Source organism: Pseudomonas sp. NFIX28, from assembly GCF_900107395.1.
In the GTDB taxonomy this organism is placed as follows: Bacteria; Pseudomonadota; Gammaproteobacteria; order Pseudomonadales; family Pseudomonadaceae; genus Aquipseudomonas.
This window is the reverse complement of record NZ_FNPW01000003.1, coordinates 69,373-87,278: the sequence shown is the minus strand read 5'-3', so window position 1 is coordinate 87,278 and position 17,906 is coordinate 69,373. Positions and strand designations below refer to the sequence as shown.

Annotated in this window: 14 protein-coding genes; 10 read left to right on the top strand and 4 right to left on the bottom strand. The window is 62.2% G+C overall.

Features of this window, described 5'->3' with window-relative positions; translation table 11 throughout:
• The first annotated feature begins 183 nt into the window (after positions 1-183).
• On the top strand, positions 184-657 hold the full coding sequence (locus BLV20_RS06695; RefSeq protein ID WP_092298764.1) for an Hpt domain-containing protein: 474 nt from the start codon (positions 184-186) through the stop codon (positions 655-657).
• A gap of 92 nt (positions 658-749) precedes the next feature.
• Here the strand turns inward: BLV20_RS06695 and BLV20_RS06690 are convergent, their stop codons facing one another.
• Complete coding sequence (locus tag BLV20_RS06690; RefSeq protein ID WP_092298760.1) at positions 750-1,379, bottom strand: response regulator transcription factor; 630 nt, start codon at positions 1,377-1,379, stop codon at positions 750-752.
• Between the two features lie 521 nt (positions 1,380-1,900).
• On the opposite strand from BLV20_RS06690, the gene BLV20_RS06685 reads away from it, so the two are divergent.
• The 9 genes from BLV20_RS06685 (at position 1,901) to BLV20_RS06645 (ending at position 14,427) form a co-directional block, all read left to right on the top strand.
• A complete protein-coding gene (locus BLV20_RS06685; RefSeq protein ID WP_092298757.1) occupies positions 1,901-2,464 on the top strand; it encodes a fimbrial protein in 564 nt (187 codons plus the stop codon).
• A 23-nt stretch (positions 2,465-2,487) separates the two neighbouring features.
• Complete coding sequence (locus BLV20_RS06680; protein WP_092298754.1) at positions 2,488-3,255, top strand: fimbrial biogenesis chaperone; 768 nt, start codon at positions 2,488-2,490, stop codon at positions 3,253-3,255.
• Positions 3,256-3,425: 170 nt separating this feature from the next.
• Positions 3,426-5,978 (top strand): fimbria/pilus outer membrane usher protein, encoded by a 2,553-nt coding sequence (locus tag BLV20_RS06675; protein WP_092298751.1) that lies wholly within the window; start codon positions 3,426-3,428, stop codon positions 5,976-5,978.
• Entirely contained in the window at positions 5,978-6,742 is a 765-nt protein-coding gene (locus BLV20_RS06670) for a fimbrial biogenesis chaperone (RefSeq protein ID WP_092298748.1), read from the top strand. The genes BLV20_RS06675 and BLV20_RS06670 overlap by 1 nt, the downstream gene beginning before the upstream one ends.
• A 136-nt stretch (positions 6,743-6,878) precedes the next feature.
• Complete coding sequence (locus BLV20_RS06665) at positions 6,879-8,504, top strand: ShlB/FhaC/HecB family hemolysin secretion/activation protein (protein ID WP_175540155.1); 1,626 nt, start codon at positions 6,879-6,881, stop codon at positions 8,502-8,504.
• Between the two features lie 72 nt (positions 8,505-8,576).
• Complete coding sequence (locus BLV20_RS06660) at positions 8,577-11,603, top strand: two-partner secretion domain-containing protein (protein WP_092298745.1); 3,027 nt, start codon at positions 8,577-8,579, stop codon at positions 11,601-11,603.
• 276 nt (positions 11,604-11,879) lie between these two features.
• Entirely contained in the window at positions 11,880-12,953 is a 1,074-nt protein-coding gene (locus BLV20_RS06655; RefSeq protein ID WP_256577678.1) for a fimbrial protein, read from the top strand.
• Positions 12,954-13,039: 86 nt separating this feature from the next.
• Entirely contained in the window at positions 13,040-13,978 is a 939-nt protein-coding gene (locus BLV20_RS06650; RefSeq protein ID WP_092298739.1) for a LysR substrate-binding domain-containing protein, read from the top strand.
• Positions 13,979-14,064: 86 nt separating this feature from the next.
• On the top strand, positions 14,065-14,427 hold the full coding sequence (locus BLV20_RS06645) for a 5-carboxymethyl-2-hydroxymuconate Delta-isomerase (protein ID WP_092298736.1): 363 nt from the start codon (positions 14,065-14,067) through the stop codon (positions 14,425-14,427).
• Positions 14,428-14,451: 24 nt separating this feature from the next.
• Here the strand turns inward: BLV20_RS06645 and BLV20_RS06640 are convergent, their stop codons facing one another.
• From BLV20_RS06640 to BLV20_RS06630, 3 genes are all read right to left on the bottom strand, one after another.
• A complete protein-coding gene (locus BLV20_RS06640) occupies positions 14,452-15,390 on the bottom strand; it encodes a LysR family transcriptional regulator (protein WP_092298733.1) in 939 nt (312 codons plus the stop codon).
• A 186-nt stretch (positions 15,391-15,576) separates the two neighbouring features.
• Complete coding sequence (locus tag BLV20_RS06635) at positions 15,577-16,488, bottom strand: DMT family transporter (RefSeq protein ID WP_092298730.1); 912 nt, start codon at positions 16,486-16,488, stop codon at positions 15,577-15,579.
• A gap of 16 nt (positions 16,489-16,504) precedes the next feature.
• Positions 16,505-17,689, bottom strand: coding sequence for a cyanate transporter (locus tag BLV20_RS06630; protein ID WP_092298727.1), 1,185 nt, complete (start codon positions 17,687-17,689; stop codon positions 16,505-16,507).
• Positions 17,690-17,906: the final 217 nt, after the last annotated feature.

Here is a 17,906-nt window from a genome sequence, read left to right as displayed (position 1 = left end):
GCCTTGGGCCTTGCTTCTAAGCAGGGCGGTGCTGGTGTCTTGGCACGTCGCTGTTTCGATGCGCGAGCAACGCCGTTCTTTTTCAGTCCTTTGAGAAGTGTCTGATATTCGCCCCCACAACTTTTGCCTAGCCTGACCGGTATTCAATGGATCGCGCCATATTCGGCAAGGTTGGGGGAAGGTATGGACAGGCAGGGTTTGCAGGCTGGCGCAACCTTGGAGGCGGTTGGCTTCAATGCCGACGCAAGTGCGGGTCACGCTGCCCAGGGCGATTTCGCAATCCCGTTGTTGCAAGTACTTGGCAGGCTCATGGACTTTGCCGACGGCAACAAGCAGGTCGCACGGCGGCTCATCGACGATGTGATGACTTACCAGATCAAAGACCTTGAACTGTTGCGGATGTATTGCGAGCAGCATGATCGACAGGCGATTGCCAAGTTATGCCACAAGGTGGCGGGGGCGGCTTGCGTGTTGAAGTACCAGTCATTGATCTCCAGTTGCCAGCAGTTGAGGGAAATCTGCATGGCTGGGCCCTGGCCACTGCTGCTGGAAAGAGCGCAGAGGGTCGAGCATGCCTTGCTCAGCCTCAAGGACATCTGTTTTGTAGCCATGCAGGACGACGGCTCCATCAATCTGGAACAACTGCCCCGCGGGTAGTAATGCGCAAGAGCGTAGCTCGATGCTCCGCAAACAATGAGCATCGATTCTGAAACAGACAGATGTCCCTGCACCGCCGGTTCGCAAGAGGCCTATAGGATTCCTTTCTGCCTGGCTATTTCAATCAGCGCCAGAAGGTTGGTGGTGTTGAACTTCTTCAAGAGCCTGACTTTGTAAGTACTGACCGTCTTGTGGCTGATAAGCAGAGTCGCCGCAATCTCCCTGTTGTTAAGGCCCTGTGCCAATAACCTCAATGTGGTGATTTCCCTATTGGTCAGCTGAGAGGCAACCACACTTTGCATCTGGTTGGTATGAATGCTTTCCTGCAACAACATCAGAGAACTCTCAGGGAAATAGGTATGCCCTGAGAGCAGTGCTTTTACCGCATCGCCCACTTCTTCCAATGCTTCATTCTTGCAAAGGAATCCTGCGGCGCCACCGTGCAGGCAACGTACGGCAAAGTTATTCGAGTCACTGGACGTCAATATCAGTGTTTTTACCTGGAGGTTGTTTGCCTTGAGGTGAGTGAGTACGGATAGCCCATCCAGTTGCGGTAAATCGAGATCAAGTATCACCAGGTCCGGCTTATGGATGCGAACAGCTTGAATAGCATCCACGCCATTGTCCGCCTCGGCGGAGATATGGTGCCCATTACGTTCCAGTATGACTTTCAGCGCAATCCTGACGAGGGGGTGGTCGTCGACTATTACTATGGATCCCATAGTGCTCTCTCTCTGTATAAGTTGTGTATGCAGGTTTTATATTTTTACTCTCTATATTCAATCTTGCTCATTGAGGTTAGGCCTTTTTGGGGCGCTTATTGCGCTGGCCGGCGGGGCAGACTCCTTTCATTTTTTATTGAGGGGTTAGTTGACCAGTTTCGAACTCCAGCGATACGAGTATTGGCCGAGTTCAGCCAAGTGCAACGTTTTTGAAGAAGTACACAGTCTTGTCTCATAAGTAAAGGCTAATTCAGTGAGTGGTTTATTAAGATTTTTCTGATGGGCGCTTCGGCCATCTCTCAATTCAAATTCAAAGGCTGATCGGTAAGCTATGACCTCCTTTCGGTACCCATCGTTGGGCGCCAAAGGAGCTTGGTATTGTTATCGACCAATTGACTTAAACTTTGAATGAACGGCGGGGGGGCTGCTGTGGCTGGCGTGATGGGCCATGGTTGAACCGGAAAGGCGGCGATCAAATAGATCGCACTTTTTCTGTCGATCAACGTGAACAAGGAAATCACATGAAACGTAAATCTTTAATATCCATGGCAACTTCAAGCTTGATGCTTGCCGCACTTGTTCCTTCGTTGTCCCATGCCACTGATGGTGTGGTTAACTTCTCTGGCAGCATCACTGACGTGACTTGCAATATTAACGGCAAGGCACCCGGTGAAAACAACATTACCAATGTGGAACTGGGGCGTATTTCTCCCACGATCTTCAAGGCCATTGGCGACGCTTCTCCGTTCAAGGGTTTCCAGTTGGAGCTGTCGGGCGCGCAATGTGCCGACGGGACCAAAGTCGTGGTCGATTTTGACCAGGTCGGGAACGTTGACGCGGCGACCGGCAACCTCAAGCTGATCGGCTCAGCGCCGGCAACCGGCGTGCAAATCCAGATCTACAACGACAATGTCGCGGCGGGCACGAAAGTACCGCTTGGCCAGCCGGAAGCCACGCCGCAGGTCGCCACGGTTGCCAGCAACACGGCAACTCTCAAGTTCAAGGCGAACTATGTAGCCACCGCGGCTAGCGTGGGGGCGGGTTCGGGTAACTCTTTCGTTCGGTACACCCTGTCGTATAAGTAAGGCCAGCGCCCGAGGAGTGACTCATGACGCCGAAAGCGCGTACTTCTTTTTCTTTCGTTCTCGGCGTCATGTTTTTGGGCGTATGTTCCGGCATCGTTCAGGCGTCGGTAGTCATCCAGGGGACTCGACTGGTTTATCCGTCGGATGCTCGGGAAGTTACAATAAAGATGGACAATAACGGTGCATCTGCTTCATTGGCGCAAAGCTGGATTGATGAAGGTGATCCAACTAAAGGCCCTGAACAGATAAAAGTTCCATTCCTGGTGTCGCCTGCGGTTATTCGCCTGGATCCCGACAGTTCTGCATCGCTGCGTATTTCTTACACCGGTGAGAAACTTGCGCAAGATCGAGAATCCATATTCTGGCTCAATGTGCTGGAAACTCCGCCGCGCAAGGAAGTCGATGAAAACGTTCTGCAGTTCACCTTCAGAACCCGAATCAAAGTGTTCTTTCGACCACGGAACTTGAAGTCCGATGTGGACTTGGTAGCGAACAAACTTGATTGGCAATTTAAAAAATCCGGTTATGCGGATGGCAAAGGGAAAGTCGAAAATCATCCTGGCATTAAAGTAACCAATCCGACGCCCTATTACGTTTCCTTCGGCAAGATCGAAGTTGATCTGGATGGCCGGCGGGTTGCTGTTAAAGATGAAATGCTTGCGCCTTTCAGTCAGGGATTCTTCCCCTTGCCTGAACAGACTATCCAGGTATATCGCAAAGCGTCTGTTCATTACGAAGTCATTAATGACTTTGGTGGTCGGCGCATGCTTGAAAAACCGCTGTCCATGTAACTTTCTTCATCTTGCAGTGTTTGTCATTTGTATGGCCCGACTGCATGCCGGTACCGAATATGTTGAACGTCCAGCGTAGTTCTCTGGTTGTTTTTGCTTGTGCGTTAGTTTCGTACGGTTTGAATTCAGGTCGTTTTTTTTATTGTCTTGTTTCTACGGCGGCTCTTTTTATGGCGACTGGAACATGGGGTCAAACTTCTGCTGCCGAGCCCGCAGGGCAGGGTGTGGTGTTCGATTCGCAGATGTTGTTTCAGACCGAAGGCGCGCCCATCGATACCCGTCGTTTCGAGCGCCAGGGTTTTCTGATTCCGGGTCATTACCGCATCGACCTGCTGGTCAGCGGCCAGTGGCGTGCCACGCAGAACATCGAGTTTCGCGATACGGGTGGGCCGCATGGGGGCCGGCCTTGTTATGAGCGTTCGCTGCTGGTCCGTGCCGGTATCGATCTGGAAAAAGCGGCGGCTGCGCAGCCAGGCTCCGAACCTATGCCCGAAGGCCTCTATTGCGCCGATCTGGCTCGCTACATTCCTGGCGTCACGACAAAAATCGACCTCAAGGCGCAGACGATCGATCTTTCGGTTCCGCAATATTTCCTGCAGAAGAACCTGTCGAAAACCTATGTCGATCCGGCGAACTGGGATCATGGCGTCTCCGCCGGGTTGCTCAACTACAACACCAACCTGTTCAGCGTGCAGAACAGCGGCCGCACCATGACCAACGGCTATGCCGGCCTGAACATGGGGCTCAACGTTGGCTCGGTGCGCTTGCGGCACAACGGCACCCTGACCTGGTCGCCGCAAGCGGGCGGCCAATATCAGCGCGGGCAGGTCTATGCGCAGACCGAACTGCCGGCCTGGCGTTCGCAACTGCTGATGGGCGAGAGCGTCACCGATGCCGACCTGTTCGACTCGGTATCGTTTCGCGGGGTACAGCTGAGCAGCGATGACCGGATGCTGCCTGACACCGAGCGTTTCTACGCGCCGGTGGTGCGCGGTAGCGCCAGTTCGAACGCCAAGGTGTCGGTTTATCAGCGCGGCTATCTGATTTCCGAAACCTCGGTTGCGCCGGGGCCGTTCGAGATCAGCGACCTGCAGGCCGCCAGTTTCGGCGGCGACCTGAGCGTCACCGTGACCGAGGCCAACGGAAAGAGCAGCAGCTTTACCGTGCCCTTTGCCACCACCGTCCAGTTGCTGCGCCCGGGCAACTCCCGCTACAGCTTCACCGCCGGCCAGATCATCGATCCCGGGCTCAGCGGCGATAACCAGTATGTGTTGCAGGGCACCGCCCAGCGCGGCCTGGGTAACGACATCACCGGTTACGTCGGCAGCTCTGTCACCGGCAGCTATATGTCGGCGCTGATGGGGAGCGCGATCAATACCGCCGTGGGTGGTTTTGCCGTCGACCTGACCCAGGCCCGAACCGATGTGCCCAACGGCGGCAGCCTGCAGGGCTCGAGCCTGCGCCTTTCCTACAGCAAGAACCTGCCCGATAGCGGCACCAACTTCTCGTTGCTGGCGTACCGCTATTCGACCAGCGGTTACCTGGGCTTGCATGACGCGGTGGCGTTGCAGGATTTCGTCGACAGCGGCGAACGGGTGGAGTCGTTCGCCCGGGTGCGCGACAGGCTGGACGTGAACATCAGCCAGCGGCTCAGCGCCACGGGCGGGCATCTCTATGCCACGGGGTCTTCGCTCAAGTACTGGAACCAGAAGAGCCAGGCATTGAACTTTGCCATGGGCTACAGCGACCAGTGGCGTGGCACCAGCTATTCCTTCGCGGTTCAGCGGATGCAGGGCAATGGCGATTCCCGGCGCGCGGCGGATAACAACAATACGGTCTTTAGCTTCACCCTCAGCATTCCGCTGGGCCGCGAGACGCGTGGCGCGACGGTGCTCAACAGCTATTTCAGCCATGATCGGCAAACGGGCAGCCACCTGACCAGCGGCGTCTCCGGCACCTTGGACGAAGCGGGCAAGGCGTCCTATTCCGTCGCCCTTTCCCACGATGAGCAACAGCGCGAAACCACTCGCAACGCCAGCCTCAATTATTTCCTGCCCGAGGTGTCCCTCAACTCCAGCTATTCCCAGGGCAGCGATTACCGCCAGGCGTCCATCGGCGCTTCCGGCGGCATGATCCTGCACCCCGGCGGCCTGACATTCGCCCAGACCCTGAGCGAGACCAGCGGCCTGGTCTACGCCCCTCATGCCCAGGGGGCCAGCGTCGGCTACAGCGGTGCACGGGTGAATGGCAGCGGCTATGCGGTGGTGCCCAGCCTGACGCCGTTCCAGCTCAACACCGTGGATATCGACCCGCAGGGCATGCCCGACGACGTCGAGCTGCAGGTCAGTTCGCGTAATACCGCACCGGTGGCGGGCGCCGTGGTGATGCTGTCTTACCCGACCCGCAAGGCGCGCTCATTGCTGATCAACAGCCTGCAACCCAATGGCGCGCTGCTGCCGTTTGCCGCCAGCGCGAGCGATGCCCAGAGCGGTGTGGAAATGGGCGCGGTCGGCCAGGGCAGCCGCCTGGTGCTGCGCAGCGAAAAGGACCACGGCACGATCCGTGTCGAATGGGGCGACGAGCCTGGCCAGCAATGCCTGATCGACTATCGCCTGCCCAAGCGCGACCCGGCTCGGGCCCAGGGCTATGAAGTGCTCGACCTGCCTTGCCGCTCGGTGCTTCCCGGCGCCGCCAGGGCGACGGGCCAGGCAGGGCGCAACTGATGCAGCGGATACGCGATTTGCGCGGCCTGTCGCTCCTGGCCCGGCGCCTGATATCGGCCCTGCTGCTGGCGTCGCTCTGTACCGGCGCGCAGGCGGCCCTGTCGATCACCGGCACGCGTTTTATCTACCCGGCCAATGCCCCGGGGGTGACGGTCAGGGTCGGCAACAGCGGCGAACAGCCCATCCTCCTGCAAGCCTGGCTGGACCGGGGCGACACCCATGCCGACCCGAGCCGGCTGGCGGTGCCTTTCGTGCTTTCGCCACCGCTTTCCCGGCTGGAACCCCATCAGCGCAGCGCCCTGATGGTGCGTTACACCGGCGAACTACTGCCCGGCGATCGCGAGTCGGTGTTCTGGATCAACTTCCTCGAAGTGCCACCGCTGACCAGCACCGACAGCAATGTGCTGCGCCTGGCCTATCGCATGCGCATGAAGTTGCTGTATCGCCCGGCGGGCCTTGCCGGCAAGGCTGACGAGGCGATCCGCCAGGTGACCTGGCGCCTCGACAAGGCCCCCGGCGCGGATGGCCAGGTGGCGCTGCAGGCCACCAGCCAGGCGCCTTATTACATATCCATCCCGCAGCTCGAGCTGGGCAGCGGGGCTCAATCAATCCGTTGGCAAGGAATCGTGCTCGAGCCTTTGGGCACGACGCGTATCGCCCTGCCCGCGGCAAAAGGGGCCGCCGCCCAGGCGACGGTCGTTCATTACCAGGTTGCGATAGACAGCGGGGAGACGCTGAGTGGAAGTGCGCGCTTACAAGACTAATTTGGCGACAGGCAGCGTCGGGACACGGGCGTCGCTAGGCGGCCAGGACCCGGCGCCTGACGGTGCGCAAGCGGTGGGCATCAGCCTGGGGCTGCCGGGTTGCTGCTTTGCCCTGGCGGCGCTGTTGCCGCTGGCAATGCCCGATGTCGCCCTGGCGTTGCAGGTGCCGAGCGCCGGCCAGGCGATGCGCGACATCGAGTCGGTCCAACCGGTTCAGCCGGCGCCGACGGAGCTCGAACTGAACCTGCCCAAGCCCGACGCACCGGTCGCGCCAGCGGCCCCGGACACCTCGGGGATTCGCGTGCAGGTCCAGGCGTTTGCCCTCGAGGGCAACCGGGTTTTCGCCACCGAGCGTTTGCAGCCGCTGCTGGCCGACCTGCAAGGCCAGGAGCTGGACCTGGCCGGTTTGCGCGCTGCCGCGCAGCGCATTACCGATTACTACCAGAAGCAGGGTTATGTCTTGGCCCGGGCTTTCCTGCCGCCCCAGGACATTGAAAACGGCTTGGTGCGGATCGCCGTAGTCGAGGGGCGCTACGGGCGCATCGAAGTGCAGAACCGCTCGCGTGCCCTGGACCAGGTGGTGCGGGCACCGCTGTCGGCGTTGAACAGCGGCGAGGCGGTATACGACGCCGACCTGGAGCGCAGCCTCTTGCTGTTGAGCGACCTGCCCGGGGTGCAGGCCCGAGGCACCTTGCGCCCTGGCCAGGAGTACGGGACCACCGACCTGGTGATCGACACCGCGCCCGGGCCGCTGCTGAACGGCACCCTGGAGGCGGACAACTTCGGTGGCTATTACACCGGCGAATACCGCCTGGGTGGCAGCCTCAACCTCAACAACCCGTTGCGCATTGGCGACCAGCTCAGCCTGCGGGCGATGCGCAGCGACGAGTCGCAGCGTTATTACCGGGCGGCCTACCAGGTGCCGGTCGGTCCCTGGTCGACCCGCATCGGCGGTGCGTATTCGCAAATGAGCTACCGCGTGGGCCGCGATTTCAAGGTGCTCGACTACCACGGCACCGCCAGCTTCCGCAGCCTCTTCGTTGCCCAGCCGCTGGTGCGCAGCCGGACCTTCGACCTCACCCTGCAACTGCAATACGAAGACAAGCGACTGCGCGACGACAAGGACCTGTTCCAGCTCAGCAGTCGCAAACAGATCGACCTGTGGACCCTGAGCCTCAGCGGCAATAGCCAGGATCGGTTGCTCGGCGCTGGCCAGAACTTCTTCGACCTGTCCTTGGGCAGCGGTCGGCTGCGCCTCGGCGACCGCGACGAAGCCTTCCAGGATGCGCGCACCGCGGGCACTTCGGGTGGCTTTGCGCGGCTCAATGTCAACGCTGCGCGCCTGCAGCGCCTGAGCGATCGCTTCCAGCTCTATACCCGGCTGAGCGGGCAATGGGCGAACAACAACCTCGATGCCTCGGAGCAATTCAGCCTGGGCGGTCCCTACGGCGTGCGCGCCTATCCGTTGGGCGCCGGCAGCGGCGACCAGGGCTGGCAGGCCAGCGCCGAGCTGCGCTACGCCCTGGCCCCGCGCTGGCAGCTCAGCGCCTTCGCCGACCACGGCATGGTCCAGGTCAACCGCCACCCCTGGACCACCGAAGACAACACCCGCCGCCTTTCGGCGACCGGTATCGGCGCCGCCTGGGGCGGGCCGGCCCAGCAACTCAACCTGACGCTCGCCTGGCCCTTGAACGACAACGGCAAGAACGAGAAGCCGGAGCGCCGCCCCCGGCTGTGGCTCAACGCGACGCAATATTTTTAGTGCCTGCTCGTAGCAGGAGTAGTGCCGCTCTGTAAATGGTTTGCAGAGCGTTTCAGTGAAGAGGGAGTTACCGTGAATAAAATGTATGCATTGGTCTGGAACCAGGCCCTGTCGTGCTGGAACGTGGCCCACGAAGGGGCGCGTCGGCGACGCAAGTCAGGTGCCCGCAAGGGCATGGTCGTGGCGGCTGTCAGCCTGTTGGGAATGGGCGCCATGTCGTCGGCATTCGCGCTGCCGACGGGGGGCAAGGTGGTGTCCGGCACCGGCGATATCCTGACCTTCAACAACGGCCAGGAAATGTCGATCAACCAGCACAGCAACAAACTGGTCACCAACTGGAACGACTTCAGCGTCGCTACCGGCCAGAAGGTCACCTTCAACCAGCCCGGCAAGGACTCGGTGGCGCTGAACCGGGTGGTCGGCACCAATGCCAGTAACATCCAGGGCCGGATCAATGCCAACGGCCAAGTGTTCCTGGTCAACCCCAACGGCGTAGTCTTCGGCCAGGGCGCACAGGTCAACGTGGGTGGCCTGGTGGCTTCGACCCGCAACATTACCGATGCCGACTTCAACGCCGGCAACTACAAGTTCTCGGGCAATTCGCCGGCCGAAATCATCAACAACGGCAGCATTACCGCCAACCAGGGCGGCAGCGTGGCGCTGCTGGGCACCAGCATTCGCAACGATGGGGTGATCCAGGCGCAAATGGGCCGGGTAGCGTTGGCCGCGGGCGACAAGTTCACCGTCAACTTCGACGGCAATAACTTGCTCAACCTGCAAGTCGACGGCGCGGCGGTGGACGCCATGGTGAAAAACGGCGGCCTGCTCAAGGCCGACGGCGGGCAGGTGCTGATGACCGCCAAGAGTGCCGGCGACATGTTGCAGACCGTGGTCAACAACCAGGGCACTATCGAGGCCAATACCCTGCGCGGCACCGCCGGCAAGATCACCCTCGACGGTGGCGACATGGGCAAGGTGCAGGTGGGCGGAGTGCTGACGGCCAGCGCTGTCGGCACCCTGGGCAACGGTGGCGTGATCGAGACCAAAGGCGCGAATACCGAAGTGCAACTGGCGACCCGGGTCGATACCCACGCCAGCAATGGCCAGACGGGTAACTGGAAAATCACTTCGAACGCGGTCAAGGTCAACCCGACCGCGGCCTCGGGCAGCGACACGGCCTACGCCGACACCCTGTCGAACAACCTGGCCAAGACCCATATCGAGTTGGCCAGCAGCGCCGGCGACGTAGTGGTGGGTGGGCCTGTCGCGTGGCAGAGCGGCAATCGCCTGAAGCTGTCTTCCAAGGGCGATATCGAGCTCAATGGCGGGCTGACTGCCACCGGGGCCAATGCCCGGGTCGAAATGAACGCCGACAAAGCGCTCCGCGTCAACGGCAACATGGCCCTCACCGGGGCCAACGCCAGCCTTGGGCTGAACCATGGCGACGGCTATGCCCTGGGGCAGAGCGCAACGGTCACCCTGTCCGGCGTGGGCGCGGCATTCGATTCGAACGGTGCGCAATATGGCGTCGTTCAAAACGCCACGCAATTGCAGGCAGTCAGCAATAACCTCAATGGCCTGTACGTCCTGGGGAGCAACATCAGAGGCACCGGCGCCTTCAAGTCCATTGGCGGCAATAGCGCGTTCTCCGGGGTCTTCGATGGCCTGGGTAACACCATCAGCAATATCACCGTGACCAATACCGGGCCTTCGGTCGGCCTGTTTGCTGCCAACACGGGCAGCATCAGCAACCTGAAACTGGCCTACATGACCGTGAATGGCACCACCTCCGGGGTCGGCTTCAGCTACATCGGCGGCTTGGTCGGGATGAACACTGGCACCCTGAACAACGTCAGCGGCACCGGCCTGCGTGTCAACGGCGTCGCGGCGAACACCAACGTCGTGGGCGGCCTGGTCGGGCTCAACGCCGGTGGCGCCATCGATCGCGCATCGCTGGGGCCTACCTCCTACATTGCGGGCAATGCCTTCACGTCATCGATCGGTGGCCTGGTCGGTGAAAACATTGCAGGTTTGAGCGGCATCGGTAGCATCACCAACAGCAAGACCCTGGCCAGTATCTCGGGCTACATGCAGCGCAATTCGGCAGGTGGCGTCGGCGGGCTGGTGGGGAGCAACAAAGGTGGCTACATCGCCGACTCCTCGAGTAGCGGCACCATCACCAGCACTTACGGCGGCCTGAATATCGGCGGCCTGATCGGCTACAACCAGAACGGTACCGTCGAGCGCGCGAGCTCCTCGTCTTCGGTACGCGGCAACGCCACCAGCAACATCGGCGGCCTGGTCGGGTTCAACACCAACAGCGCGATCACGCAATCCAGCTCCAGCAGCGTGGTAACCGGCTTCGGCAGTGCGTCGGCAGGGGGCCTGGTGGGCTACAACCAGAACAGCACCCTCAATGACGTCAAGGCTTCCGGTGCGGTCTCCGACAACAGCGGCGCCAATGTGGGCGGCCTGGTCGGCCGCAGCTACTACAGCCAGATCGACACCGCCGAAGCACTGGGCAATGTCACCGCGGGCGCCAACAGCAACACCGGCGGCCTGGTGGGCAACAACTATGGCGGTGCCATCGGTCACGTCGTCGCCCGCGGCAGGGTCATCGCCGGTACCAACAGCCATGTCGGCGGATTGATCGGCAGCAACGACGCCGACCTGAGTTCGGTCGAAGCCAGTGGCGAAGTCAGGGCCGGGGGCAACAGCTTCGTCGGCGGCCTGGTGGGCAGCAACGGTCGCACCCTGGGCGCCAACATCGAGACCGCTACCGCCAAGGGGCCGGTCTTTGGTGATCTGCGCAGCAGTGTCGGTGGGCTGGTGGGGCAAAACCACGGTCAGATCCTCAACTCCCTGGCCCTGGGCGCGGTGAGCGGCGGTTATTACACGAAGCTCGGCGGCCTGATTGGGCTGAACAAGGGCAGCGTTCGTCAATCGGCAGCCCTCGGCAAGATGAATTACAACCCTCGTTTCGGCCAGACCTACGGTGGGCTGGTGGGCGTCAACTACGGCGAGATGAGATTCAACTCGGTATTGGGTGAAGCCGCCCAGGTGCCTCTCGCCGGCCTCAACTACGGAGTCATTCAATAACCCTGAGCGATGCCCGCTGATACTCAGGTATCAGCGGTTCCCGATGCGCCGTGCCCTGGCATGGCGCATCGGCCATTCCAGGATTCATCCCAGCTTTCCAGGACGACCCGCGACGCGGGGCGTCCATGCACAACCGAGCCCGGGCCAATGGCCGGGTTCAAGCACACGGAGAACGCTCCCATGAGCCACCTATTGGCATTCAGGCCTGCCCGGCGCAGGTGTCGGCTGGCCCCGCTCCAGGCATTGGCATGTTTGCTCGCGGGGTTGAGCGGCGCGATGGCGCAGGCCGCCACGGTGGACAGCCAGGCGATCGATTGCACGTTCAGCAATGGCAACGGCCGGCCCTGGGTGGAAGTGACCCCGTTGACCAGCAACACGCCGGTAGGCTCCGTGCTGTGGCAACGACCGGTGGCCTTGATGACCAACTACAAATTTGGCGGTTCTGTGGGCAACAAGACCCACGAGCTGGTGTCCGCCGGGTACTGGAGCGCGGGTACGCCGCTGCCCGACGCCATCGCCCCCACCAACATCAGCGGCATCGGTTTCAAGATTGCGGTGAGCTCCTCCGACGGTGTCCTCCGGGACATTACCCAGACTCCCAGGCCCGTCGCGCTGGAAAAGGAGCTGGTTCGCTATGACCCGGGTGCCGGACAGAACCAGCGCTCGGTGATGGTGACCAACTACCTGCAGTCGCTGATCCTGACGGTTCCTCCCAGCCAGTTGCCCAGCGGCGAGCTGGTGATCAACCGGATCGACGGCAGCGCGGGGCTGAAGCTGTATGCGGTCGACCTGCTCAAGGGCGTCGCCAGCCTGGGGGCAGAGGTGACCATCCCGACCGACAACATGCCCATCGGCATCTGCCGCAAGCCTTACTCGTTGATGGGCCCGGCGATCATCGACATGGGCGGCGGAGGCGGGGTCACCGTTCCCAACACCTGTGTGGTGGAGTCGTACAAGACCATCCCGGTGAAGCTCGGGCGTTTCTCCCTGACCAATTTTCCCAAGGTGGGCTCCACCTCGTCGTCGGTGCCGTTCCGTATCCAGCTGAGCCAGTGCGCGTTGAATGCCAAGCCGCAGATCACCTTCACCGACAAGGTGCCCGGCCACACCGACCCGTCGGTGCTCAACCTGACGGTTTCGCCGAGCAGCGCCAAGGGCTTCGGCATCATCATGCTCAACGAGCTGAACGGACAGCGAATCAGGTACGACGGCACCCCCTACGACATGCAACGCGCAGGCGACAGCGCGAGCATTGCCCTGCGGGCCGGTTACATCCGCACCGGCAGCGATGCCGAGGTCAAGGTCGGCGATGCCGACGGCGCGGCGGAGTTCACCTTTACCTTCCCCTGAACGCGAGACGCTGCGCGCACCTGCGATGGACGCCATTGCGGAGCCTTTCTACACTGGGCTCCGACCTGGGGATGGAGAACTCGCGGATGAATCGCAACGAATTGCGCAAGGCCGATATCAACCTGATGGTGGTGTTCGAAACCCTGATGCTCGAGCGCAATGTCACCCGCGCGGCGGAGAAACTGTTTCTCGGCCAGCCGACCATCAGTTCGGCGCTCAATCGCTTGCGAGCGATCTTCAACGATCCGCTGTTCATTCGCGTGGGGCACCGGATGGAGCCGACCGCCCGCGCCGAGGAGTTGATCCAGCACCTGTCGCCGGCGCTGGACGCCTTGTCCTCGGCCCTGAGCCTGACCCACGATTTCGACCCCGCCAGCAGCACCATGACTTTTCGCATCGGCCTGTCCGACGACGTCGAGTTCGGCCTGTTGCCGCCGCTGCTGCGGGCCTTGCGCCAGGAGGCGCCGCAGGTGGTGTTCGTGGTGCAGCATGTCGATTACTGGCGGGTGCCGGACCTGCTGGCCGCGGGCGACATCACCGTGGGCATCAGCCAGACCCGCGGGCTGCCGGCCAATGCCAAGCGCAAGCTGCTGCGGCATATCCGGCCCAGCGTATTGCGCGCCGATGCCAGTGACACGCCGCTGACTCTCGACGAATACTGTTCCCGCCCCCATGTGCTGGTGTCGCCCACGGCCAATGTCCGTGGTTTTGCCGACGACTGGTTAGCGGAGATCGGCCGCCAGCGCCATGTGGTGTTGTCGGTGCCGCAGTACAGCGCGCTGCCGGCATTGCTCGCAGGGACCGACATGATCGCCAGCCTGTCGGACTACGCAGCGGCGGCCATGGCCGCCTCGGGGCAACTGTTCCAGGAACCGTTCCCGTTCAAGACCCCGAACCTGGACCTGTCCATGGTCTGGCTCAGCCATGTCGACAACGACCCGGCCGAGCGCTGGTTGCGTTCGCGGCTGGAGGCGTTCATGAGCGACCGCGACCTGGCCGGGCTGGAACCGCTCAAGGCGCAGTGAGCTTTTTGTCCCTTCGTGGCGGGCCCCGGCGGTTGCGAGGCGTGTAGTATGGAGCGCCTTTTTTCTTCGCCTCAGGGAGCTCCGCCATGCCTCATCTCCATATGGAATACACCGCCAACCTGCCGCAACTGGACGCCGACAAGGCCTTGCTGCGGTTCAACCATGCGCTGGTGGCGTCCGGGCAGTTCGCTGAATACGACATCAAGAGCCGCGCGCGGCAGGTCGAGACGTTTCGCGTCGGCACCGGCCTCGGCGAGCGGGCGTTCGTGCACGTGAAACTGTCATTGCTCAGCGGGCGTTCGCCGGAAATCAAGAAGCAGCTTTCGCAAAGCCTGCTGGCGGTGCTGCAGGAGCTCTGCGAATGGCCGGCCGGAGTCGAGTTGCAACTGGCGGTGGAGATCCTGGATATCGACCGCGATTCCTACGCCAAGCTCAGCATCGGGCACTGAGCCGGAATGCGCCAGGGCCTGGACCTACAATAGGCCCTGCTGCGCGCAGACCTTGACCACCTGCTCGCGAAACCAGGTATTGGCGCTGTCGTGGTCGGTGTGCGCGCTCCATTGCATGTCCAGGGTAAAGCCCGGCAGGCCGTTGGGCGCTTCGCAATGGCTGAACACCGCTTCGTTGGCCAGCAGCGCCTGGATGCGCCGCGGCAGGGTCAGGATGAAGTCGGTGCCGGTGATCATTTTCAGCGCCGCGCTGTAGCTGTTGGCACGCGCGACGATCTGCCGCCGGTGCGCCTGGCGGGCCAGCCAGCCGTCGACCATGTTGGTGGTCGACGTCCAGGGCGTGGGGTAGACATGCCGGCGCTCGACGAACGACTGCAGGCTGAAGCGCGGCTCCAGCGGCGGCGTCGCGCGTTTGTCGAAGACGCACACCAGGTCGTCCTCGAGCAGCATCTGCGACTTGAGGTCGGGGTGCTTGTGGTGAAAGTTCGGCCCGAAGCAGATCACCAGGTCCAGGCTGCCGTCGCGCAGCTCCTCGGCGGGAATATCGGTTTCCAGCTTGTGCACATTGACCGACACCGGCAGGTCGGCGAAGTCGAAACCCTTGAGCAGCCGCGGCAGGATCAGCAGTTCGAAATATTCCGGCGCGCAGACATTGAAGGTGACGGCCTGGCGGGTCGGGTCGAAGGCCGGGGCCCCGGAATGGCACAGGTTGATGCTTTCGAGAATCTTCAGCACGTGGCTGTACATGGTGGTGGCTTTGTAGGTCGGACGCATGCCGGTGCGGGTGTTGATGAACAGCTCGTCCTCGAAGCCGGTGCGCAGTTTCTTCAGGCAGTAACTGACGGTGGACTGACTGACGCACAGGGTTTCGGAAACCCCGGTCACGCTGCTTTGCTCGTACACGGCGACGAACACCATCAGGTCCTGCATGTCGAGTTTTCTAAGCAAATTGCTGTTCAGCATCAGTTCCGTCTCGTTAAGCACCTCGCGCCGGTCGCGCGCAAACTCGCCTGATGCTAACGGAACGATCGTCCTAATTGAATCCTTGCCGCGGGGTTTCACGGATAGCGAGGGGACAATTAATTCCGATAACACGACCTGCATAGTGTGGCGCAGCGCGTAGCGGCTTGTCCCTTCGGGTTGGTACGTTCAGCCGAGCGCGGCGGCCGGCCGGCGGCTGCCACGGATCAGCGTGAACATGCCCAGGCCCACCAGCAGCGCGCCGAGCAACTCGACCGGCAAGGGTTGCCGGCCCAGCCCGAACCAGTGGAAGAGGGTGATGAACAGGGTGCTCAGGTAGATGTAGGAAATGACCGTGGCTGGCGCGATCGTCCCGATGGCCCGGTGCAGCAGCCAGAAGGTCGCCAGGGTGGCGAACAAGGCCAGGTACAGCAGCCACAGGCCGTCGTTGAGCGTGAGCAGCACGGCGCTGCGCCAGCCACCGCCCGGCAGGCAGAAGGCGAACAGGAACAGCGCGCCGAACAGCATGTTCCAGAAGGTCATGGCGGCCGGGCTACGATTTTTCAGGCGGCTGGCTTGCAGCCGTTGGCTCAGCGGCGAATAACCGGCCATGGCCAGGCAGCCGGCCCCATACACGCCGACGGCGTAGAGCGATGGCATGCCATCGGCGCCCGAGCCCCTGAAGGTCAGCAGCATGGCCCCGGCAGCCGCCAGCAGCATTGGCAACAGGCGGTTTTTCCCAGGGGCGCCGCTCAGCAGGAGGCCCTCGAACAGCAAGGTCAGCAGCGGCACCAGGGCGAACAGCAGGCCGGTGTTGACCGCCGAGGTATGCCGCAGCGCCTCGAACAGCGAAGCGAAATAGACCGCCAGCAACAACCCGAGCACGGCATGCGCCTGCAACCCGGCGCGGTCGATGCGGAACGCGCCGTTGAGCCACAGCGCCGGCACGAACATCAGGGCCGACAACAGCAGGCGCAAGCCGGTCAGCAAAAGCGGGTCGACGGCCTGGCTGACCTGGGCCGCGGCGAAGAACGAGGCGGCGATCAGCACGGCCCACAGCAGCATGCCGAAGTGGGCGTTGAGGAAGCTGACGGGTTTCATCGGAGCGTTCCCGGAGTCACTGGAAGTGACGGTGGTAATGTCGCGGATCGAAGCGCAGGACCATCAGGATCATCAGCGCCATGACCACGGCGAGCGACCACCAGGCCCATTCGAAACTGCCCAGGCGGTCGCGGATCACCCCGGCGAGCAGCGGCGACAGGCCGGCGATCAGGTAGCCGATGCCTTGCACGAAGGCCGTCAGGCCGCCGGCACGGCGCGGATTGTCCAGGTGGTCCAGGGACACGATGAGGCTCATGGGAAACAACCCGCCGATGCCCAGGCCAAGCAGGCATGGCCAGAGCAGGCTCAGCTGGCCCGGGCTGAGGATCAGCCCGCAGAAGCCGGCGATGATCAGCACCAGCAGTGCCACCAGCACCCGGCGGCGGTCCTGGCTGCGGTTGGCGATGGCCGGCGTCACCAGGCCCGAGACCACTTCCATGGCGGTGAGAAACCCCAGCAGCAGGCCGGCGTTCTGTTCGCTCCAGCCTTGTTCCACGTAATAGGGCGCCAGCCACGCCAGGACGCAGGTGTAGGACGCCGTGCCCAGGCCGAAGAAGATTGCCAGCAGCCAGGCGCGGCGGTTGCCGGCAAAGGATTCGTGGTGGCTCGCGGTGCCCGGCAACTGCGGCATGGCCGCTCGTTGCGCGTACCAGAACAGCAGCGCCAGTACCGCCAGCGCCGCCCAGATCGCCAGGCCCAGCCGCCAGCTGCCGGTGCGGGTCATCACCAGCGGGGCGAAGGAGGCCGCGACCGCCGCGCCGCCCATGATCGAAGTGACGTACAGGCCCATGAACAGCGAGACGTTGTCGGCAAAGCGCGACTTGATCAGCGCCGGCATCAGCGACTGGATCAGGGCGATGCCCAGGCCGGCGAGCACGGCGCTGAGGATCAGTTCGGCGGCCGAATCGAGGAACAGCCGCGACAGGGTGGCCAGGCCAATGACCAGCAGCGAAATCACCACGCTGCGGTGCTCGCCCAGGCGCTGGCCGATGCGCACGCCGAAGAACATCGCCAGGCCCATGGTCATGACCGGCAGCATGGTCAGCAGCGCGGCGCCGCTGAAACTCAGGGCGATATCGCCACGAATGCCCGACAGCAAGGGGCCGACGGCAGCCATCGACGGCCGCAGGTTCAGGGCCACCAGAATCACGCTGATCATCAGCCAGAAGGCGGGGCGGGTTGTCGCACGAACGTTTTCCATAACCAGACCTTGAACAATTCAGGCGCTGATTAGGCGATGGCCGGCGCAAGGCCGGCAAATCAGAAAGTGGTCGGCAGTATTTAAAAATTAAATAACACCCGTAGCCGCTGCCGCAGGCTGCGCTGGGCTGCGAAGCAGCCCCCAAACCTGCACACGCGGTCTGCCGGAAGCACCACGTTGCCCGGGCCAGTCCTGCGGCCTGGATCGCAGCCTGCGG